15 protein-coding genes are annotated in these 18,270 nt (G+C 43.2%); 10 read left to right on the top strand and 5 right to left on the bottom strand.

Translation table 11 applies throughout. The annotated features are described in order from the left end of the window. The 3 genes from F986_RS12040 to rplU form a co-directional block, all read right to left on the bottom strand. Positions 1-479, bottom strand: a 479-nt coding sequence (locus tag F986_RS12040) for a hypothetical protein (RefSeq protein WP_004695445.1), incomplete at its 3' end; no start/stop codon positions are given. A 183-nt stretch (positions 480-662) separates the two neighbouring features. Then, positions 663-917 carry a 50S ribosomal protein L27 gene (gene rpmA / locus F986_RS12035; protein ID WP_004695443.1) on the bottom strand — a complete coding sequence of 85 codons (255 nt, stop codon included), beginning with the start codon at positions 915-917 and terminating at the stop codon, positions 663-665. A 19-nt stretch (positions 918-936) separates the two neighbouring features. Next, a complete protein-coding gene (rplU, locus tag F986_RS12030) occupies positions 937-1,248 on the bottom strand; it encodes a 50S ribosomal protein L21 (protein WP_004695441.1) in 312 nt (103 codons plus the stop codon). Between the two features lie 467 nt (positions 1,249-1,715). Here rplU and sdsA point away from each other — a divergent pair, with 467 nt between their 5' ends. From sdsA to F986_RS11985, 9 genes are all read left to right on the top strand, one after another. Continuing rightward, positions 1,716-2,693 (top strand): All-trans-nonaprenyl-diphosphate synthase, encoded by a 978-nt coding sequence (gene sdsA, locus F986_RS12025; RefSeq protein ID WP_004695439.1) that lies wholly within the window; start codon positions 1,716-1,718, stop codon positions 2,691-2,693. Between the two features lie 33 nt (positions 2,694-2,726). Next, on the top strand, positions 2,727-4,781 hold the full coding sequence (locus F986_RS12020) for a site-specific recombinase (protein WP_004695436.1): 2,055 nt from the start codon (positions 2,727-2,729) through the stop codon (positions 4,779-4,781). A gap of 146 nt (positions 4,782-4,927) precedes the next feature. After that, positions 4,928-5,539, top strand: a complete 612-nt coding sequence (locus F986_RS12015) for a phosphatase PAP2 family protein (RefSeq protein ID WP_004695435.1) — start codon at positions 4,928-4,930, stop codon at positions 5,537-5,539. A 25-nt stretch (positions 5,540-5,564) separates the two neighbouring features. Then, positions 5,565-6,809, top strand: coding sequence for an efflux RND transporter periplasmic adaptor subunit (locus tag F986_RS12010; RefSeq protein WP_004695432.1), 1,245 nt, complete (start codon positions 5,565-5,567; stop codon positions 6,807-6,809). A 12-nt stretch (positions 6,810-6,821) separates the two neighbouring features. After that, entirely contained in the window at positions 6,822-10,001 is a 3,180-nt protein-coding gene (gene adeJ / locus F986_RS12005; RefSeq protein WP_004695430.1) for a multidrug efflux RND transporter permease subunit AdeJ, read from the top strand. Beyond that, positions 10,001-11,458 carry a multidrug efflux RND transporter AdeIJK outer membrane channel subunit AdeK gene (gene adeK / locus F986_RS12000; RefSeq protein WP_004695429.1) on the top strand — a complete coding sequence of 486 codons (1,458 nt, stop codon included), beginning with the start codon at positions 10,001-10,003 and terminating at the stop codon, positions 11,456-11,458. The genes adeJ and adeK overlap by 1 nt, the downstream gene beginning before the upstream one ends. Positions 11,459-11,561: 103 nt before the next feature. After that, positions 11,562-11,918, top strand: a complete 357-nt coding sequence (locus F986_RS11995; RefSeq protein WP_004695427.1) for a YbjQ family protein — start codon at positions 11,562-11,564, stop codon at positions 11,916-11,918. A 3-nt stretch (positions 11,919-11,921) separates the two neighbouring features. After that, positions 11,922-12,392, top strand: a complete 471-nt coding sequence (locus tag F986_RS11990; protein WP_004695425.1) for a YbjQ family protein — start codon at positions 11,922-11,924, stop codon at positions 12,390-12,392. A gap of 146 nt (positions 12,393-12,538) precedes the next feature. Beyond that, positions 12,539-13,513, top strand: a complete 975-nt coding sequence (locus F986_RS11985) for an agmatine deiminase family protein (protein WP_004695424.1) — start codon at positions 12,539-12,541, stop codon at positions 13,511-13,513. A gap of 160 nt (positions 13,514-13,673) precedes the next feature. Here F986_RS11985 and F986_RS11980 read toward each other — a convergent pair whose 3' ends face one another. Both F986_RS11980 and F986_RS11975 read right to left on the bottom strand, forming a co-directional pair. After that, the gene (locus F986_RS11980) at positions 13,674-14,480 is read right to left on the bottom strand and encodes an SDR family NAD(P)-dependent oxidoreductase (protein ID WP_004695421.1); all 807 of its coding nucleotides are present in this window, start codon (positions 14,478-14,480) and stop codon (positions 13,674-13,676) included. Positions 14,481-14,492: 12 nt separating this feature from the next. After that, positions 14,493-15,167 carry a hypothetical protein gene (locus F986_RS11975; RefSeq protein WP_004695420.1) on the bottom strand — a complete coding sequence of 225 codons (675 nt, stop codon included), beginning with the start codon at positions 15,165-15,167 and terminating at the stop codon, positions 14,493-14,495. Between the two features lie 183 nt (positions 15,168-15,350). Here F986_RS11975 and F986_RS11970 point away from each other — a divergent pair, with 183 nt between their 5' ends. Next, entirely contained in the window at positions 15,351-18,245 is a 2,895-nt protein-coding gene (locus tag F986_RS11970; RefSeq protein WP_004695417.1) for a valine--tRNA ligase, read from the top strand. The last annotated feature ends 25 nt before the right edge of the window (positions 18,246-18,270 follow it).

Here is an 18,270-nt window from a genome sequence, read left to right as displayed (position 1 = left end):
ACACCTTGGATACCTTGCTCACCCTGTAAACCTTGGAGACCTTGTTCACCTTGTGCTCCAGTGGCACCCTGAAGACTCTCTATCCAAGCTGTTTCATTTTCGAGATCAGTTTTATTTGGATCAGGATTATAACTCATTGTATTGACCGCAATTTCATATGCACTCAACCCATCCTCACCATCAGCTCCTGCAGGTCCTGCTGGTCCTGGTATTCCACTTCCAGGACAACTACCTGTGTCTTGATTAGAATTACACGAACCTGCAAAAACATTTGTATTCGCTGTCATTAAAATCGCACTTAAAACAAGCACGTTCATAGCAAACCTTTGTAGACAATGGTTTGGCTTAAGTGTTTGTAGATTCATTGCAGCAGAAACTGCAGTACTAATATGAGTATGTTCTTGTTTTAAGTTCTGACCAGAGACTTTCATTATCTGGCTGTCTGGATTACCCAAGACATTCGTATCTATTTTATTCATATCCGTCTGCCTTTCTTTTAATTTTGTTTCTTTATTACACTCCTATTTTTTTTGTGATTCACATCACTATTTATTAGTATTTAGTGTTTTAATTCAAAATTAAAAAACGCAAGAAAAATATGCTAACCATATGAATAGACGAAAAAAAACCCACAGAATGTGGGTTTTTCTTACTATTAAAACTTACGCTTCAACAGTTACGTAGCGACGGCCAAACTGACCTTTCACTTCGAATTTTACTACGCCGTCAGCGGTTGCAAACAAAGTATGGTCACGGCCCATACCAACGTTTTGACCTGCGTGGAATTCTGTACCACGTTGACGAACGATGATGTTACCAGCAGTCACAGATTGACCACCGTAAATTTTAACACCAAGCATTTTAGGGTTCGAATCACGACCGTTCTTAGTCGAACCACCGGCTTTTTTAGTTGCCATGTCTCATTACTCCTCGTGATTAGCCTGAAATAGCTGTAATTTTCAACTCAGTGAACCATTGACGGTGACCTTGTTGTTTACGGTAGTGTTTACGACGACGCATTTTTACAATACGGATTTTGTCGTGACGACCATGGCTAACTACTTCAGCAGTTACAGTAGCGCCAGCAACAACTGGAGCACCGATTTGAATGCTGTCACCATTTACTAGCATTAATACGTCATCAAACGTAATAGTTGCGCCAGTTTCAGCTTTCAACAATTCAACTTTAAGGGTTTCACCCTCTACAACACGGTGCTGTTTACCACCGCTTTGGATTACTGCGTACATAATGTACTCCAAACATGCCCGTGTCGTCGTGCCGATAAAGGAAGATATCGATCTTAATACGAACGCCACTGGGGTTAATCAAGGGCAAGGATTTTAAGTGATATTGACTCAAACAACAAGAGATTTGCCGAACTTATTAGACTAAATTAACGATTATTTAATAATCGAGAAAAACTCAATCAACAAATTACAGTTCAACTCTTGCTTGACTTTGCTTACAATGAAATAGATTTTTAAAATCAATCCGCTATAGTATGGATGAATTGATTTTTAAAATGTAAATAAGCCTACAAATGCAGTACGCTTATACATTGGGGAAATAAGGAACTGTCTTTAGTAAAATATAGTCTCGCACTCTAGCGAGTCTTATTTATGATTGAAATGAATCATTTAGACAGGTATCCCTATTTACACAATACTGGTAATGCTGATTTTTATCACTTTATATAGATGAGGCCGCTCTTCAAATGACCATCGACTTTAAGCAAGATATTCTCGCCCCTGTAGCTCAAGACTTTGCCACGATGGACACATTTATTAATGAAGGCATTACCTCTAAAGTGGCATTAGTCATGGCGGTGAGTAAACATGTGGTTGAAGCAGGTGGTAAACGCATGCGTCCCATTATGTGTTTATTGGCCGCCAAAGCCTGTGGTGCAGAAGACCTTGAACGCCAACGTAAACTTGCTGCAATCATTGAAATGCTGCATACCGCAACTTTAGTCCATGATGATGTGGTCGATGAATCTGGCTTACGACGTGGTCGCCCAACGGCCAACGCGACTTGGAACAATCAGACCGCAGTACTGGTGGGTGACTTTCTAATTTCACGTGCCTTTGATTTATTGGTCGATCTCGGTGATATGACCTTACTCAAAGATTTTTCTACAGGGACTTGTGAAATTGCCGAAGGTGAAGTGCTACAACTTCAAGCACAGCACCAACCTGAAACCACAGAACAAACTTATTTAGATATTATTCACGGTAAAACGTCACGTTTATTTGAACTGGCAACTGAAGGGGCTGCCATTCTTTCTGGGACACCGCAGTACCGTGAACCACTACGTTTATTTGCAGGCCACTTTGGCAATGCCTTTCAAATCATTGATGATATTTTAGATTACACCTCAGATGCTGAAACATTAGGTAAAAATATTGGCGATGATTTAATGGAAGGTAAACCGACTTTGCCGTTAATCTCAGCATTGAAAAATACAACGGGTGAGGAACATGGCATTGTTCGTCGAAGTATTGCGACAGGCGGAACGGCAGATCTTGATCAGGTCATTGCTATCGTAAATAGTTCTGGCGCACTCGATTACTGTCGACAACGGGCGCATGAAGAAACCGAAGCCGCACTTCAAGCATTACAGGCTTTACCTGACAGCCAATATCGTCAAGCACTGGTCAATTTAACCCAACTGGCTTTACATCGAATTCAATAACAAATGATGCTTTAAAATGTTTTTAACTTGCCTATGCATATAAAATTTAATGATCTGTTTTCTCAAATGCAGCAACAGCTTGAGCAACCTCAAGCTGTTTTAAATGATCAACTTTTAATTGAGTTGGTGGAGCGTATTCGTCCAATAGATGCGTATCAAACCGATGAAATCCACCAAAAATTTCAAGCGCTCATTCAAGCATTACTCATCACTCCCGATGCCGCATCAACCTTACAAAGCTTTGTACTGCGGCTTATTTCCCAATATAAACAAACCAGTCTTTATGCCGATACAGGTATCTTGTCTTTAGATGGGTTTTGGAACCAATTGTCACAGCGTTTAGGGGCACATTTTCTCCCGCTGATTAATGACGAAACTCAACTGCAAAATTTAGTCCGTCGCGTTTTTCCCAACCGAAGTGACAAATATTGGCTCGATAACATCCGAGACAGTGACTGGCTACAACTGCTGAACCTGCTCAATCACGGGCATGCCAATCAAAAAGAAAAAGTCAAAATTCGCAGTGAAGTGATTAAAGCCATTACGGTGTTGTCTTATCGGATTAGTGGTATTGGTTTATATCCAGAGTTTATTAATGCGCATCCTGAGCTGACCGAATATGAATCGCCTTTTTTAGTGCAGAACCGCGAAATTGTCGAATTCATTCAACAGTATAAAAAGGCACATCAAGACGCAGAAACCTCGAGTGTGGTTGCCCCACCCGACGCTTCTCAAGCGCTGGTCATGATTGAGCAGTGTCGTGATGTGGTATTGAAAATTCGTCGTGCGACTAGACGTATTGGAGTCAGTGTCAGTTTAACCTATCTGATTTCCTTACTTGAGCAATGCTTAGACCGCGTCGAACTGTTGCTCAATTTAATTGTAGAAGAAGGCGAAGTACACTATGAAGCGGTGAGTCTGCTCTTAGTCGACATTACTGCTGCGATTTATAGTGAACGGAGTGTGCGCTCTTTACTGACGACCAATAGTGAATTGATTGCTTTACAGGTGACTGAAAATGCCAGTAAAACCGGGGAACACTATGTAAGTACAGACAAACAAGGCTTTTTAGCCATGTATAAGTCCGCAGCGGGTGCAGGAGTTATTATTGCCATTATGGCAACGCTCAAAACCTTGTCGGCACGTATGGTCATGGCACCACTCATGCAAGCCTTTATTTACAGTATGAATTACTCACTAGGTTTTATGCTGATTCATGTCTTGCACTTTACTGTAGCGACCAAACAACCCGCAATGACTGCTGCAGCCCTTGCAGCAACAGTACAACACCGCAAAGGTTCTAAAACCGCGCAAATTGCTGAATTAGCAGCATTGATTATCAATATTATCCGTACCCAGTTCATTGCTATTTTGGGAAATATCTCGATTGCCATACCCGTTGCAGCCTTTATTGCATGGGCTTGGGCAACGGGGCTACACGAACCGCTGATGACACATGCAAAAGCCAGCAAAACACTACACGACCTGAATCCATTTACCTCTTTAGCCATTCCCCATGCTGCTATTGCTGGCGTGTGTTTATTTTTGTCAGGTCTGCTGGCGGGTTATTTTGACAATATGGCGGTTTATCGCAAAGTTGGCCCACGCTTAAAAGCACACCCTCGTCTCAAAACCATCATGGGGCAAGAACGACTCGATAAATTTGCAGGCTATATAGAACGCAACTTAGGTGCGTTGGCGGGTAATTTTCTGTTCGGGATTATGTTAGGAAGTATGGGAACCATTGGTTATATTTTGGGTTTACCCCTAGATATTCGCCATATTGCCTTTGCTTCAGCAAACTTCATTCAAGGCCTGATGAATATTAATGGTAGTCCTGAGATTGGCTTGATTATTGTATCGTTCCTCGGAGTGCTCGCTATTGGTCTAACGAACTTATTTGTCAGTTTTACCCTCACGATTATTGTGGCTTTACGTGCACGTCGAGTTCGATTTGAACAATGGAAACCTTTAGCAAAATTGGTCCTCACCCATTTTCTGACTCGCCCTAGTGATTTCTTTTGGCCCCCGAAAGTCCCACTTGAAGTTGAAGAAAGTTCAAACAGTACAAAACACCATCCAAAATGATTTTGTACTGATTTTGAGCTCTTGTTACACTGTAAACAAAATTTTATACATGATTAATCAACACTTGAATTAAAGTGTACTGATGAGTACACTTTAACCCAGTAAATAACCGCGCTTAAATCGGTTGAAATGACACGAGTTCCAGCATGCCTTACTTGTTGCTTTTTATCGGTATTATTTTATTTATAATCAGTGCATTAGTTCTAAGCATTCAACCACTTACAGATTTAGATCTGGCGATGGTCGAATATTTCAGCACATTAAGAACTGAACCTATAGATAAGCTTGCAATACTTTTATCAGCACTCGGCGGCATGCCGTTTGTATTATTTCTAACCACTCTATGGTGTTTCCATCGTGCATGGTATAAAAAGTATAGAGATGTTGTTTTTATTGGTTTAGGCGTTGTTGGAAGTATTGCTTCTGCTTGGCTACTTAAATTTCTAATTTCAAGACCACGCCCACCAGAAATGTTTCACCTAGTGACGAGCTATGGTGCTTCCTTTCCGAGTGCGCACAGTATGTATGCTGCCACTTTGGCGTGTCTTGCCATTTTCTTAAGTCGACCATTTTCTGCACATCGTCATGTTGTATCCATTGCTCTTTTATGGATGCTGATGATGGGAATTTCAAGAGTCTATCTTGGAGTACATTTCCCATCCGACGTTCTCGCAGGTTGGAGCATTAGTATTATCTGGATTTCACTGCTTTACATCTTGTGCGGCAGATATACCCAATTAAATACACATTATTTTTAGATAAGAATCTAATCGAGGTGGAACTATGATGTCGGCAAAGCTTTGGGCCCCAGCCCTTACCGCTTGCGCATTAGCAACGAGTATTGCACTTGTTGGTTGTAGCAAAGATCCAAAGGATGCGCAGCAAGCTGGCGCTTCTCAACAAATGCCACCTACTGAAGTCGGTGTCATTGTTGCACAACCACAAAATGTAGAACAATCTGTAGAGTTATCTGGCAGAACCACGGCATTTGAAATCTCTGAAGTTCGCCCACAAACGAGTGGGATCATTCTAAAACGTTTGTTTGCGGAAGGCAGTTATGTACGTGAAGGTCAAGCACTTTATGAACTTGATGCTCGTACCAACCGCGCAACATTTGATAATGCCAAAGCAGCATTATTACAACAAGAAGCGAATTTAAGCACACTCAGAACCAAACTAAATCGTTATCAGCAACTGGTTTCAAGCAACGCTGTTGCGAAACAGGACTATGACGACTTAGTGGGTCAAGTAAAGGTTGCTGAGGCACAAGTGGCCGCAGCACGTGCTCAAGTTAAAAATGCTGAAGTGGACTTAGGTTATTCAACCATACGCTCACCAATTTCAGGTCAAACCAACCGCTCTACAGTTACTGCGGGTGCTTTGGTGACTGCAAACCAAACAGAGCCATTGGTGACAATTCAACGTTTAGACCCAATCTATGTTGATATCAACCAATCAAGCTCTGAACTTCTTCGTTTACGTCAACAATTGAGTAAAGGTAGCTTAGACAGCAGTAACAACACGCGTGTGAAGCTGAAACTTGAAGATGGCAGTGACTATCCAATCGAAGGCCGTTTAGCGTTCTCTGATGCCAGTGTCAACCCAGATACAGGGACTGTGACGATTCGTGCGGTGTTCCCGAACCCGAATCACTTGCTGCTTCCAGGTATGTTTGCCAATGCACAAATCGTTCAAGGCGTAATCCCGAATGCGATGTTAGTGCCGCAAATTGCAGTGACTCGCACACCAACAGGTCAAGCGATGGCAATGATTGTGAATGACAAAGGCGTAGTAGAGCCTCGTCAAATCACCACAGTTGGTATTCAAGGCCAAGACTGGATTGTGACTCAAGGCCTTAAAACAGGTGAAAAAGTTATTGTTGACGGAATAGCTAAAGTTAAAGCTGAACAGAAAGTTGTTGCGAAACCGTATCAACCTAAAGCAGCAGCACCTCAAGCTCCAACAACGGATGCTAAAAAGACAGAAGCTGGTGCAAAAACTGAACAAAAAGCTACTTCAAACGCATAAGGGGTAGACTGAATGGCTCAATTTTTTATTCATCGCCCCATTTTTGCGTGGGTGATTGCACTGGTGATTATGTTGGCGGGTATTCTCACGCTGACAAAAATGCCAGTTGCCCAATATCCGACGATTGCACCACCCTCGGTGACAATCTCTGCAACTTATCCAGGTGCTTCTGCACAGACTGTTGAAAACACAGTCACTCAGATCATTGAACAACAAATGAATGGTCTGGATGGTCTACGTTATATCTCTTCAAACAGTGCGGGTAACGGTCAAGCGTCTATTAACTTAAACTTTGAACAAGGCATCGATCCTGATATTGCTCAAGTTCAAGTACAGAATAAACTACAATCGGCAACAGCGCTTTTACCTGAAGATGTACAACGTCAAGGTGTAAAAGTCACCAAGTCTGGTGCGAGCTTTATGCAAGTTCTTGCATTTTACTCTCCAGATGGAAGCTTATCTGCTGCCGACATTAAAGACTATGTAAACTCAAACATTTCTGAACCGCTGAGCCGTGTTGCAGGTGTGGGTGAAGTCCAAGTTTTTGGTGGTTCATACGCGATGCGTATTTGGCTTGATCCAGCGAAAATGACCAGCTTACAAATTACTCCAAGTGATGTTGCAACTGCCATTAATGCGCAAAACTCACAAGTTGCTGTGGGTCAACTCGGTGGTGCTCCATCAATTCAGGGACAAGTTCTGAATGCTACGGTCAATGCGCAAAGTATGTTGCAGACGCCTGAGCAGTTTAGAAATATCTTTTTGAAAAATACAGCCTCAGGTGCTCAAGTTCGCTTAGGCGATGTTGCGCGTGTTGAACTCGGGTCAGATAACTATCAGTTCGACTCTAAATTTAATGGTAAGGCTGCTGGCGGTGTTGCGATTAAACTGGCAACTGGTGCAAATGCACTAGATACAGCAGCGGCTGTAGAAAAGCGCCTCAGTGAACTTCGTAAAAACTACCCAAATGGTTTAAAAGATCAACTGGCTTATGACACCACACCGTTTATTAAGCTGTCGATTGAAAGTGTTGTACACACGTTGATTGAAGCTGTCGTGTTGGTGTTCATTGTCATGTTCTTATTCTTACAGAACTGGCGTGCCACGATTATCCCAACATTAGCTGTTCCAGTGGTTGTATTGGGCACATTTGCTGTCATTAACATCTTCGGTTTCTCAATCAACACGCTCACTATGTTTGCGATGGTCTTAGCGATTGGTCTTCTGGTCGATGATGCGATTGTTGTGGTGGAAAACGTCGAGCGGGTAATGCAAGAAGAACACCTCGACCCTGTAGCTGCGACCGAAAAATCAATGCAACAGATTTCTGGTGCCTTGGTCGGTATTACCAGTGTATTAACTGCGGTATTCGTACCGATGGCATTCTTTGCAGGTACAACCGGTGTTATTTACCGTCAGTTCTCGATTACGCTAGTTACCGCAATGATTTTGTCACTGATCGTGGCATTAACCTTCACCCCTGCCCTGTGTGCAACCTTGTTAAAACAACACGATCCGAATAAAGCAGAAAGTAATAATATTTTTGCGCGTTTCTTCCGTTGGTTTAACAGCAGCTTTGAAAAGCTATCCGTAAAATACCAAGGTGGTGTCAACCGTATGACCCATCATAAAGTATTTTCTGGTGTGGTTTATTTACTGGTGATTGCAGGCTTAGTTGGCCTATATAAAGCTTTACCATCCTCATTCTTGCCTGACGAAGACCAAGGCGTCGTCATGACTTTAGTTCAGCTTCCACCAAGTGCAAGCCTTGAACGTACCGATAAAGTCATCACCACAATGACAGACTATTTCATGAATAAAGAAAAAGAACATGTAGAGTCTATCTTTACTGTTTCTGGTTTCTCATTCACAGGTGTTGGTCAAAACGCAGGTCTTGCCTTTATCAAGCTGAAGGACTGGAGTGAGCGTACGACACCTGAGTCGCAAATTGGTGCCATCATCCAACGTGGTATGGCATTGAATATGATTGTGAAAGACGCATCTTACATCATGCCATTACAGTTACCTGCAATGCCTGAATTAGGTGTATCTGCTGGTTTTGACATCCAATTAAAAGATGCGAGTGGTCAAGGTCATGAAAAACTGATTGCTGCACGTAATGCGATTTTAGGTATGGCAGCACAGGATAAACGCCTTACAGGTGTGCGTCCAAATGGTCAAGAAGATACACCTCAGTATCAAATTAGTATTGACCAAGCACAAGCAGGCGCAATGGGTGTCAGTATTGCGGATATCAATACAACCATGAGCATGGCTTGGGGTGGTTCATATATTAATGACTTCGTAGACCGTGGTCGTGTGAAAAAAGTCTATGTGCAAGGCGAAGCAAATGCACGTATGATGCCTGAAGACTTGAACAAGTGGTATGTACGTAATAGTAGCGGCACAATGGTTCCATTCTCAGCATTTGCAACAGGCGAATGGACTTATGGTTCACCACGTCTAGAGCGTTATAACGGTGTATCTTCTGTAAACATTCAAGGTACTCCAGCACCGGGCGTAAGTTCGGGTGATGCAATGCTCGCGATGGAAGAAATTATTGGTAAGTTACCATCTATGGGCTTACAAGGTTTCGACTATGAATGGACAGGCTTATCTTTAGAAGAACGTGATTCGGGCAATCAAACAGCTCCGCTGCTTGTTCTTTCAATGCTTATCGTCTTCTTATGTCTTGCCGCATTGTATGAAAGTTGGTCTATCCCTGTTTCAGTATTGCTAGTTGTACCACTCGGTATTCTTGGTGCATTTGCACTGACATGGTTAGGTATGATCATTAAGGGCGATCCAAACTTATCGTTCAACATCTACTTCCAAGTTGCGATTGTTGCCGTGATTGGTCTTTCTGCGAAAAATGCGATCTTGATCGTAGAGTTTGCAAAAGAGTTGCAAGAACAAGGTGAAGACTTGTTTGATGCAACCCTTCATGCTGCAAAAATGCGTTTACGCCCAATTATCATGACCACCCTTGCATTCGGTTTTGGTGTCCTTCCGCTTGCCCTTTCAACAGGTGCTGGTGCAGGTAGCCAACACTCGGTAGGCTTTGGTGTCCTTGGTGGTGTAATTAGTTCTACACTGTTGGGTATTTTCTTCATTCCAGTATTCTTTGTTTGGATTCGTAGTATTTTCAAATACAAACCTAAGAAACAAAATAATCAGGAGCAAACATCGTGATGCAAAAAGTATGGTCTATTTCAGGTCGTAGCATTGCGGTATCTGCACTTGCGCTTGCTTTGACTGCATGTCAAAGCATGCGTGGTCCAGAACCCGTCGCTCAAGCGGATATCCCAACAGGATATATTGGTTCAACGACAGGTCCATCTGTTGCAGAACAAGGCTATAAAGACTTTTTTGCTGATCAGCGTTTAGTCCAAGTCATCGAGTTAGCACTAGCCAATAACCGTGACCTCCGTACGGCGACTTTAAATATTCAACGTGCTCAGCAAGCGTATCAAATTAGCGAAAACAACCAACTGCCAACCATTGGTGCAAGTGGTAGTGTGCTTCGCCAAGATACACTCAGCAGCAACAAACCTATGACAACATATAATGTTGGCCTTGGCGTAACTGCGTATGAATTAGACTTTTGGGGTCGTGTTCGTAGCTTAAAAGACAATGCTTTAGACAGCTATTTGGCGACTCAAAGTGCACGTGATGCAACACAAATTTCGTTGATTGGTCAGGTTGCACAAGCATGGCTGAGCTATTCGTTTGCCAATGCCAACTTAAAACTGGCAGACCAAACCTTAAAAGCACAGCTTGAATCATACAATCTGAACAAAAAACGTTTTGATGTAGGTATCGACAGCGAAGTCCCTGTACGTCAAGCGCAAATTTCGGTTGAAACCGCGCGTAATGACGTTGCGAACTACAAGACTCAACTTGCACAAGCTCAGAACTTGCTCAACCTGTTGGTGGGTCAGCCTGTTCCTGCAAACTTATTGTCTCCTCAACCTGTGAAACGCATTACCCAAAGTACAGCGTTGACAGCGGGCTTACCAAGCGACTTGTTGAATAACCGTCCTGATGTCCGCGCTGCGGAATATCAACTGTCTGCTGCGGGTGCCAACATTGGTGCGGCAAAAGCACAGTTGTACCCAACTATCAGCTTAACAGGCACAGCTGGTTATGCATCGACAGATTTAAGCGATTTGTTTAAATCAGGTGCCTTTGTGTGGTCACTTGGCCCAAGCTTGGATATTCCAATCTTTGACTGGGGCACACGTCGTGCCAATGTGAAGATTTCAGAAACTGACCAAAAAATTGCGTTGTCAGATTATGAAAAAACCATTCAAACCGCTTTCCGTGAAGTGAATGATGCCTTGGCAGTACGTGAAAATATTGGTGACCGTCTAGCAGCGCAACGTCGTCTGGTCGACGCAACCAACACCACCTATAAACTTTCAACGGCTCGCTTCCGTGCAGGTATTGATAACTACCTGACTGTACTTGATGCACAGCGTACATCGTACTCAGCGGAACAAGGTTTGTTATTGCTTGAACAAGCAAACTTGAACAACCAAGTTGAAGTGTATAAAACCCTCGGTGGCGGCGTTAAAGCCAACACGACGGATCAAGTGGTGAAACAGCCTTCTTCTTCAGATGTGAAATACAACAAAACAGCAAACTAAGGTTTGCAACATCAAAAGCTCACTTCGGTGGGCTTTTTTATTGCTTTTTGCTGGGCTTTTTCCTATCTTCAAAGATAATCAAATCATTTGAATATTGAACATTATGCTTTTAAGTAACCTTGAGTCTGTTCCTGGACATCGCATTTCTCAACAACTGGATGTGGTCTATGGCAGTACGGTTCGAAGTAAACATGTCGGGCGTGACTTCTTGGCAGGTTTAAAAAATATTGTCGGTGGTGAGCTCACTGCCTATACCGAGCTTTTAGAAGAATCCCGCCAAGAAGCCATGAATCGTATGATTGCAAAAGCACAAGACTTAGGGGCCAATGCCATTGTAGGTATTCGTTTTTCAACCTCAAATATTGCCCAAGGTGCATCTGAGTTATTTGTTTATGGCACTGCAGTCCGTGTCACACCGTTAGACAACCATCTCCCCGATCCATTTCCCACACAGGTCTAAGCAATGGAAAGTTTAGTTTTCCAACTGCTGATCTATGCGGTGCTCTTTAGCGTCGGTTTTGGCTTTGGTCGCTACAATGAACGTAAACATTTGGCGCAGCTTGAACAGAATGAGAAGCGTCTTGCTTACATTACCGTGGGTAATTTACGCAAAGTAAGCTTCGAACAGTCTGGGCACATGATCAGTAGCAATGTTGTGATTTCTCATGATTATTTCAAATATGTGTTGGCGACCGTGCAAAACTTTTTTGGGGGTAGACTCACCAGCTATGAAAGTGTCATCGATCGTGCCCGTCGTGAAGCCATCGTCCGACTCAAACTTGAAGCGGAAAAGCACGGCGCAACGCATATTGCTTGTATGCGACTGGCGACCACAGAAATGGGCATGCAAGGCGGTATGGTTGAAGTCTTTGCTTATGGGACTGCCATTCAAAGTCCTCAAACAGTCACTATTGATCAATTATCCATTCACTAAACTCAAATAGCATGAGCGTTCAAAATAGCTCATGCTCGCTCACCTTCTATCGTACATTCGGTTGGTGATTACTCACTAGAGCATAATTCTCTACACTAAACATAATAAAAATGGACTTCACCTACACTACAAAGAGGTCACAGATAATGAAATCTTTAGCACTGAAAATAAGTATGGCTGTACTCAGCATGATTCCACTTGTAGCCAAAGCTGAATTAATTGTACTGGTATCGCCTCAAAGTAATGATGCGTACTATGCAAAAATGATTGATGATATTTTTGATTTTCACGTCGATTATGCAAAAAAAATTATTAAAAACGGAGACAATGTCGTTGTTCTGACGGACAAAGGCCTCTACCCCGACTATGTAAAAGCCTTGGGCACAAAGCATGTGGCAATCGCACCGATGCATGACATTTGGATGCGCGACTTCACCAGCGCCAATCCTGCTCAACCCGTCATGTTCCGCTACACGGCGGCAGGACAAGGTGGCGCTAAAAAAGGTCAGGCCATTTCAGATGAAGTGCAAGACGAATTTAAGTACTACAGCCAAAAGGCTGGCTTACAGTTTTCGCAAAGCAAACTATTGAATGATGGCGGAAACTGGGTGGAAGATGGTTATGGCAATGTCGTCCTCAGCACCAAATTCCTAGCGGATAACAAGCTCACCGAAAGCGAAGCCCGTAAAAAACTCATGGCTCTAACAGGTGCAAAGCAGATTACCTTCATTGAAGCCGATGAACAAGGGGGCTTGGAACATGCCGATGGTGTGGTCAGCTTTGTCGACCAAAACACCTTGGTGATTAACTCTTACCCTGAAGATCCCGACTATGCCAAGCAACTTAAAGCCGATTTAAAGCGCGGCATTCCCAATGTTAAAATTCGTGAAATCATCACCCCTTATGATGGCAGCGAAATCTACGATGAAAAATTTGGTTCTGCATGTGGCCTGTACACCAATATGCTGGTGACGCCTGAACGGATTTACTTCCCGCAATTTGGGATTAAAGAAGATGCTGTCGCTTTAAAGCAAATTCGTAGTGTAACCAAACGTACTGTTGTCCCAATACAGTCTTCAAATGTCTGTCATATGGGCGGCGGTGTACGTTGTATGTCTTAGCAAGTGCGTGGGAAAAATGCGGAATTGTTCTTAAACTATTTAAATAAAATCAGTAAGTAGTGCAGTGCGGCTCCCCTATCAATGCATGGGGGGATGGGATATGGGAACATCATGATCCCACAAGGCAGGTGGAAGTGACGTTCCTCCTGCCTTTTTAAATTTACTTCACTTTCATCTTACGAATCATTTTATACAACGTTGTAGGCGATAAACGAGACACCAGAACCCCCATTTTCTCCTTGCGTCCACCGACTACGATGTATTCTTCACCTTTGAGCAAAGCACTCACCACCGTTTGCGCAAAAATATCGGGTTCTAAACCATTTTCAATCGCTTCGTCTTGATGACCCTGTGGTTTACCCGCGCCATTTAAAGCATTAAACGAGACATTGGTTTTAACAAAGCCTGGGAAAATCACCGATACATCTACGCCCTCATTGGCCACTTCGGCACGCAGGCTATTTGCCCACATATGAATGGCAGCCTTGGCTGCTGAATAGCTGGCACGGTACTGCGTCCCCAACAACCCCGCAACACTCGAAACAAAAGCAATACGGCCAGATTTTTGCGCTAAAAATGTCGGCAGAACGGTTTTGGTTAAAAACACTTGTGAGAAATAATCCACTTCCATAATCGCACGTTCAGTCTGCATGCTGGTATCAGCAATCAAGGCACGTTGGCTTAAACCCGCATTATTAATCAGCCAATCAATTCGACCTTTTTTCTGTAGCACTTGCTCATAGGCATGACGAACTTGAGCTTCATCGGTAATGTCGGCACAAATGGAAATGTGTTGATCTGGATTGAGCAGCCCGACACGGACTTTTTCGAGTTCATCAAACCGTCTTGCCGTGAGTATCACCTCTGCCCCTTGTAAAGCACACTCTTTGGCTAGTGCTTCACCTAACCCAGAAGATGCCCCCGTAATCCACACCACCTTAGCGTCTAAACTGTTTAACTGTGCCATGTCCTTATTGCCTCATACCGAAGTTTTATTTGCAGATTGATCATTTAAAAAAGTCAGGAAATGATCGAAATATTGACTCATCATCTGCGCATCATAGATACGCCCTAATTTATCAAAACGTTTATAGCCCAATTGGGTCGTCAAATTAATCACCCCATTTAGTGTTTTATCGACCACCAAATTAAATTTAAGCATTTTTTTGGGTTCGCGAACCAGACTGGTCACCCCTTGATCGACAATTTGCGTAAACACTTTCAAAGCTGGAGTAACATAGCTGTTATTGCCCTTTTCCATCTGTTCCGCACAACCCAAAAGTTCGGTGACTAAAGTTTTTTCGACTGGGTAGCTTAAAAAATGCATGCTCTCGGTGTCATACATCCTTTGCTCTAGATAATTCACCATTGGAATTAGACGGTCATTTGAAAAAAAAGACACGGACCACGGCATGTACTTACGCATAGTGTCTACAATGTGCTGAATAATTTTCTCAGACTCCCCATCGCCTGAGGTAGACAAGCGTGCAAGATCGCCAAAGACTTGATCAATCACTTCACATGAAATATCCGCTAAAACCTCACCCAAAGGTTTGGCAAGACTTTGGCTTTCGCCGGCATTAAGCTGTTGATGAATGTGAGCAAAGCGTTGGTGAGTTTCAGGTTTTAATTTTAATGATATTTGATAAGTCATAATGATCCTCCCCTTTTTTGATTTTTACTGCGAACAAAGCGCACTCTAGGTTTAGACACATCATAAAGCGCTCTGCATCATGTCGCAATTGCTAGATCAACGCATTTGCTTTACATGCCCCCATTTGCGATTTCTTTGCTACAATAGATGCAATTTTTTATCTACTTTTGAACTGTTTGAACTATGACTGATTCAGCGCAAAATATCGCTACAACTTACGATCCGACCGAGATCGAGAAAAAATGGTACCAAACTTGGGAAGAACGTGGCTATTTCAAGCCCTCTAAAAAAGGTGAGTCATTTTGTATCATGATTCCGCCGCCAAACGTCACCGGTAGCTTGCACATGGGTCATGGTTTTAACAATGCCATTATGGATGCGTTAACCCGCTACAACCGTATGTCAGGTAAAAACACCTTATGGCAACCGGGTACAGACCATGCAGGTATTGCCACACAAATGGTGGTAGAGCGTCAATTGGGCGCGCAAAATATCAGCCGCCATGACTTAGGTCGTGAAAAATTCATCGAAAAAGTCTGGGAATGGAAAGAACAATCTGGTGGCAACATTACCCGTCAAATCCGTCGTTTAGGTTCTTCAGTGGATTGGTCGCGTGAACGCTTCACCATGGATGAAGGTTTATCCAATGCGGTCAAAGAAGTGTTCGTTAAATTACACGAAGACGGCTTGATTTACCGTGGCAAACGTTTAGTAAACTGGGATCCAAAATTACAAACTGCCCTTTCTGACCTCGAAGTTGAGTCGGATAAAGAAGAAGCAGGTTCACTGTGGCACTTCAAATATTTCTTTGAAGATAAAAACCTCCGTACCCATGATGGTAAAGACCACATTGTTGTCGCAACCACTCGTCCTGAAACATTGCTCGGTGATACTGCGGTTGCTGTGGCACTGGATGATGAACGCTATACGCACCTTGTTGGTCAGAACATTATTCTGCCAATTACAGGTCGTGCTGTTCCAATCGTGAAAGATGAATATGTGGATAAAGAATTCGGTACAGGCTGTGTAAAAATCACCCCTGCGCACGACTTTAACGACTATGAAGTTGGTAAGCGTTGTGAACTGCCAATCATCAACATCTTCAACAAAAATGCAGAAGTGTTGGCTGAGTTTGAATATATCGCGAAAGCGGGTGAGCAAATCTCGAAAACCATCCCAGCCCCTGCGGACTATATTGGTTTAGAGCGTTTTGAAGCACGTAAAAAACTGGTTGAACAAGCTGAAGCTGAAGGTTGGTTAGATCAAATTCAACCTTACATCTTGAAACCACCTCGTGGTGATCGTTCAGGTGTGATCGTTGAGCCATTATTGACAGACCAATGGTATGTAAAAATTGCACCATTGGCGCAACCTGCCATTGAAGCGGTTCAAGACGGTCGCATCAAGTTTGTTCCTGAGCAGTACAGCAACATGTACATGGCGTGGATGAACAACATTCAAGACTGGTGTATCTCTCGTCAACTTTGGTGGGGTCACCGTATCCCAGCTTGGTATGATGCTGAAGGCAACATCTATGTCGGTCGTGACGAAGCTGAAGTCCGTGCAAAAAACAACATCCCTGCTGATGTTGCGCTTAGCCAAGACGAAGACGTACTGGACACATGGTTCTCTTCTGCGCTGTGGACCTTCTCAACTTTAGGTTGGACGGGCGATGCCAAAAAAGATGCGGAAAACTATTTCCTCAATACTTTCCACCCAACCGATGTCTTAGTCACTGGTTTTGACATCATCTTCTTCTGGGTTGCTCGTATGATCATGTTTACGATGCACTTCATGAAGAATGAAGATGGTACGCCACAAGTACCGTTTAAAACGGTCTATGTTCACGGTCTAGTTCGTGATGGTGAAGGTCAAAAAATGTCGAAGTCTAAGGGCAACGTGCTTGACCCTCTTGACTTGATTGACGGTGTAGACCTTGAGACGTTGGTACAAAAACGTACTACAGGTCTGATGAACCCGAAACAAGCGGCGAACATTGAAAAATCGACCCGTAAAGAATTCCCAGAAGGCATTCAAGCCTATGGTACAGATGCAGTGCGTTTCACCTTCTGTGCGCTTGCCAACACAGGCCGTGACATTAAGTTCGATATGAAGCGTGTTGAAGGCTACCGTAACTTTGCCAACAAGATCTGGAACGCAACCCGTTTCGTGATGATGAACTGTGAAGAGCAAGTGATTGGTACTGAAGTTCGTCAAGACCTTTGGGAATTGCCTGAACAGTGGATCGTAAGCCGTTTGCAAAAAGCTGAAGCTGCGGTGCAACAAGCTTTCGCAACTTATCGTTTAGACTTGGCTGCACAAGCAATTTACGAGTTCATTTGGAATGAATACTGTGACTGGTATGTCGAACTGACCAAACCTGTTCTGAATGATGAAAACGTATCTGTTGAGCGTAAAGCTGAAGTTCGTCGTATACTTCTTGCAGTAATGGAAGCGTCTTTACGTCTTGCACACCCAATCATGCCGTATTTGACTGAAGAAATTTGGCAAACACTTGCACCGAAACTTGGTATTTCTGGCGAAACTATTATGCTGGCGCAGTACCCTGTTGCTAACCCTGAGCGTGTAAACGAACAGGCTGAAGCAGATATGCAATGGCTTCAAGGTTTGATTGGTGCAGTACGTAACATTCGTGGTGAAATGGGCTTAGGTAATGCACGTTTATTACCAGTGCTTCTACAAAACACAACGGAAGCTGAGAAAGCACAGATCACACGTATTGAAGCGTTGTTTAAAGCTTTAGCAAAAGTAGAAAGCATTACGTTCTTGGCGAATGGTGAACAACCACCATTGTCTTCTTCAAGCGTAGTCGGTCATGTGTCTGTATTCGTTCCAATGAAGGGTTTAATTGACCCGAAAGCAGAATTGGGTCGTCTACAAAAAGACTTAGACAAGGTGCAAAAACAGCATGACCAAATTGCAACTAAACTTTCTAACGAAGGTTTTGTGGCGAAAGCCCCTGCTGCTGTTGTTGAAGGTGAGAAAGTCAAACTTGCTGAGTTTGCTGATCAGTTAGCGAAGATTAAAGCGAATATGGAGCAAATTTCGGCGCTTTAATGTGTTGTTAGTTTGATCTAATTTG

Origin of the sequence: Acinetobacter johnsonii CIP 64.6, from assembly GCF_000368045.1 — a bacterium.
GTDB lineage: Bacteria > Pseudomonadota > Gammaproteobacteria > Pseudomonadales > Moraxellaceae > Acinetobacter > Acinetobacter johnsonii.
Note: the sequence above shows the minus strand (reverse complement) of the source record. Positions and strands in the feature narration are given on the sequence as shown.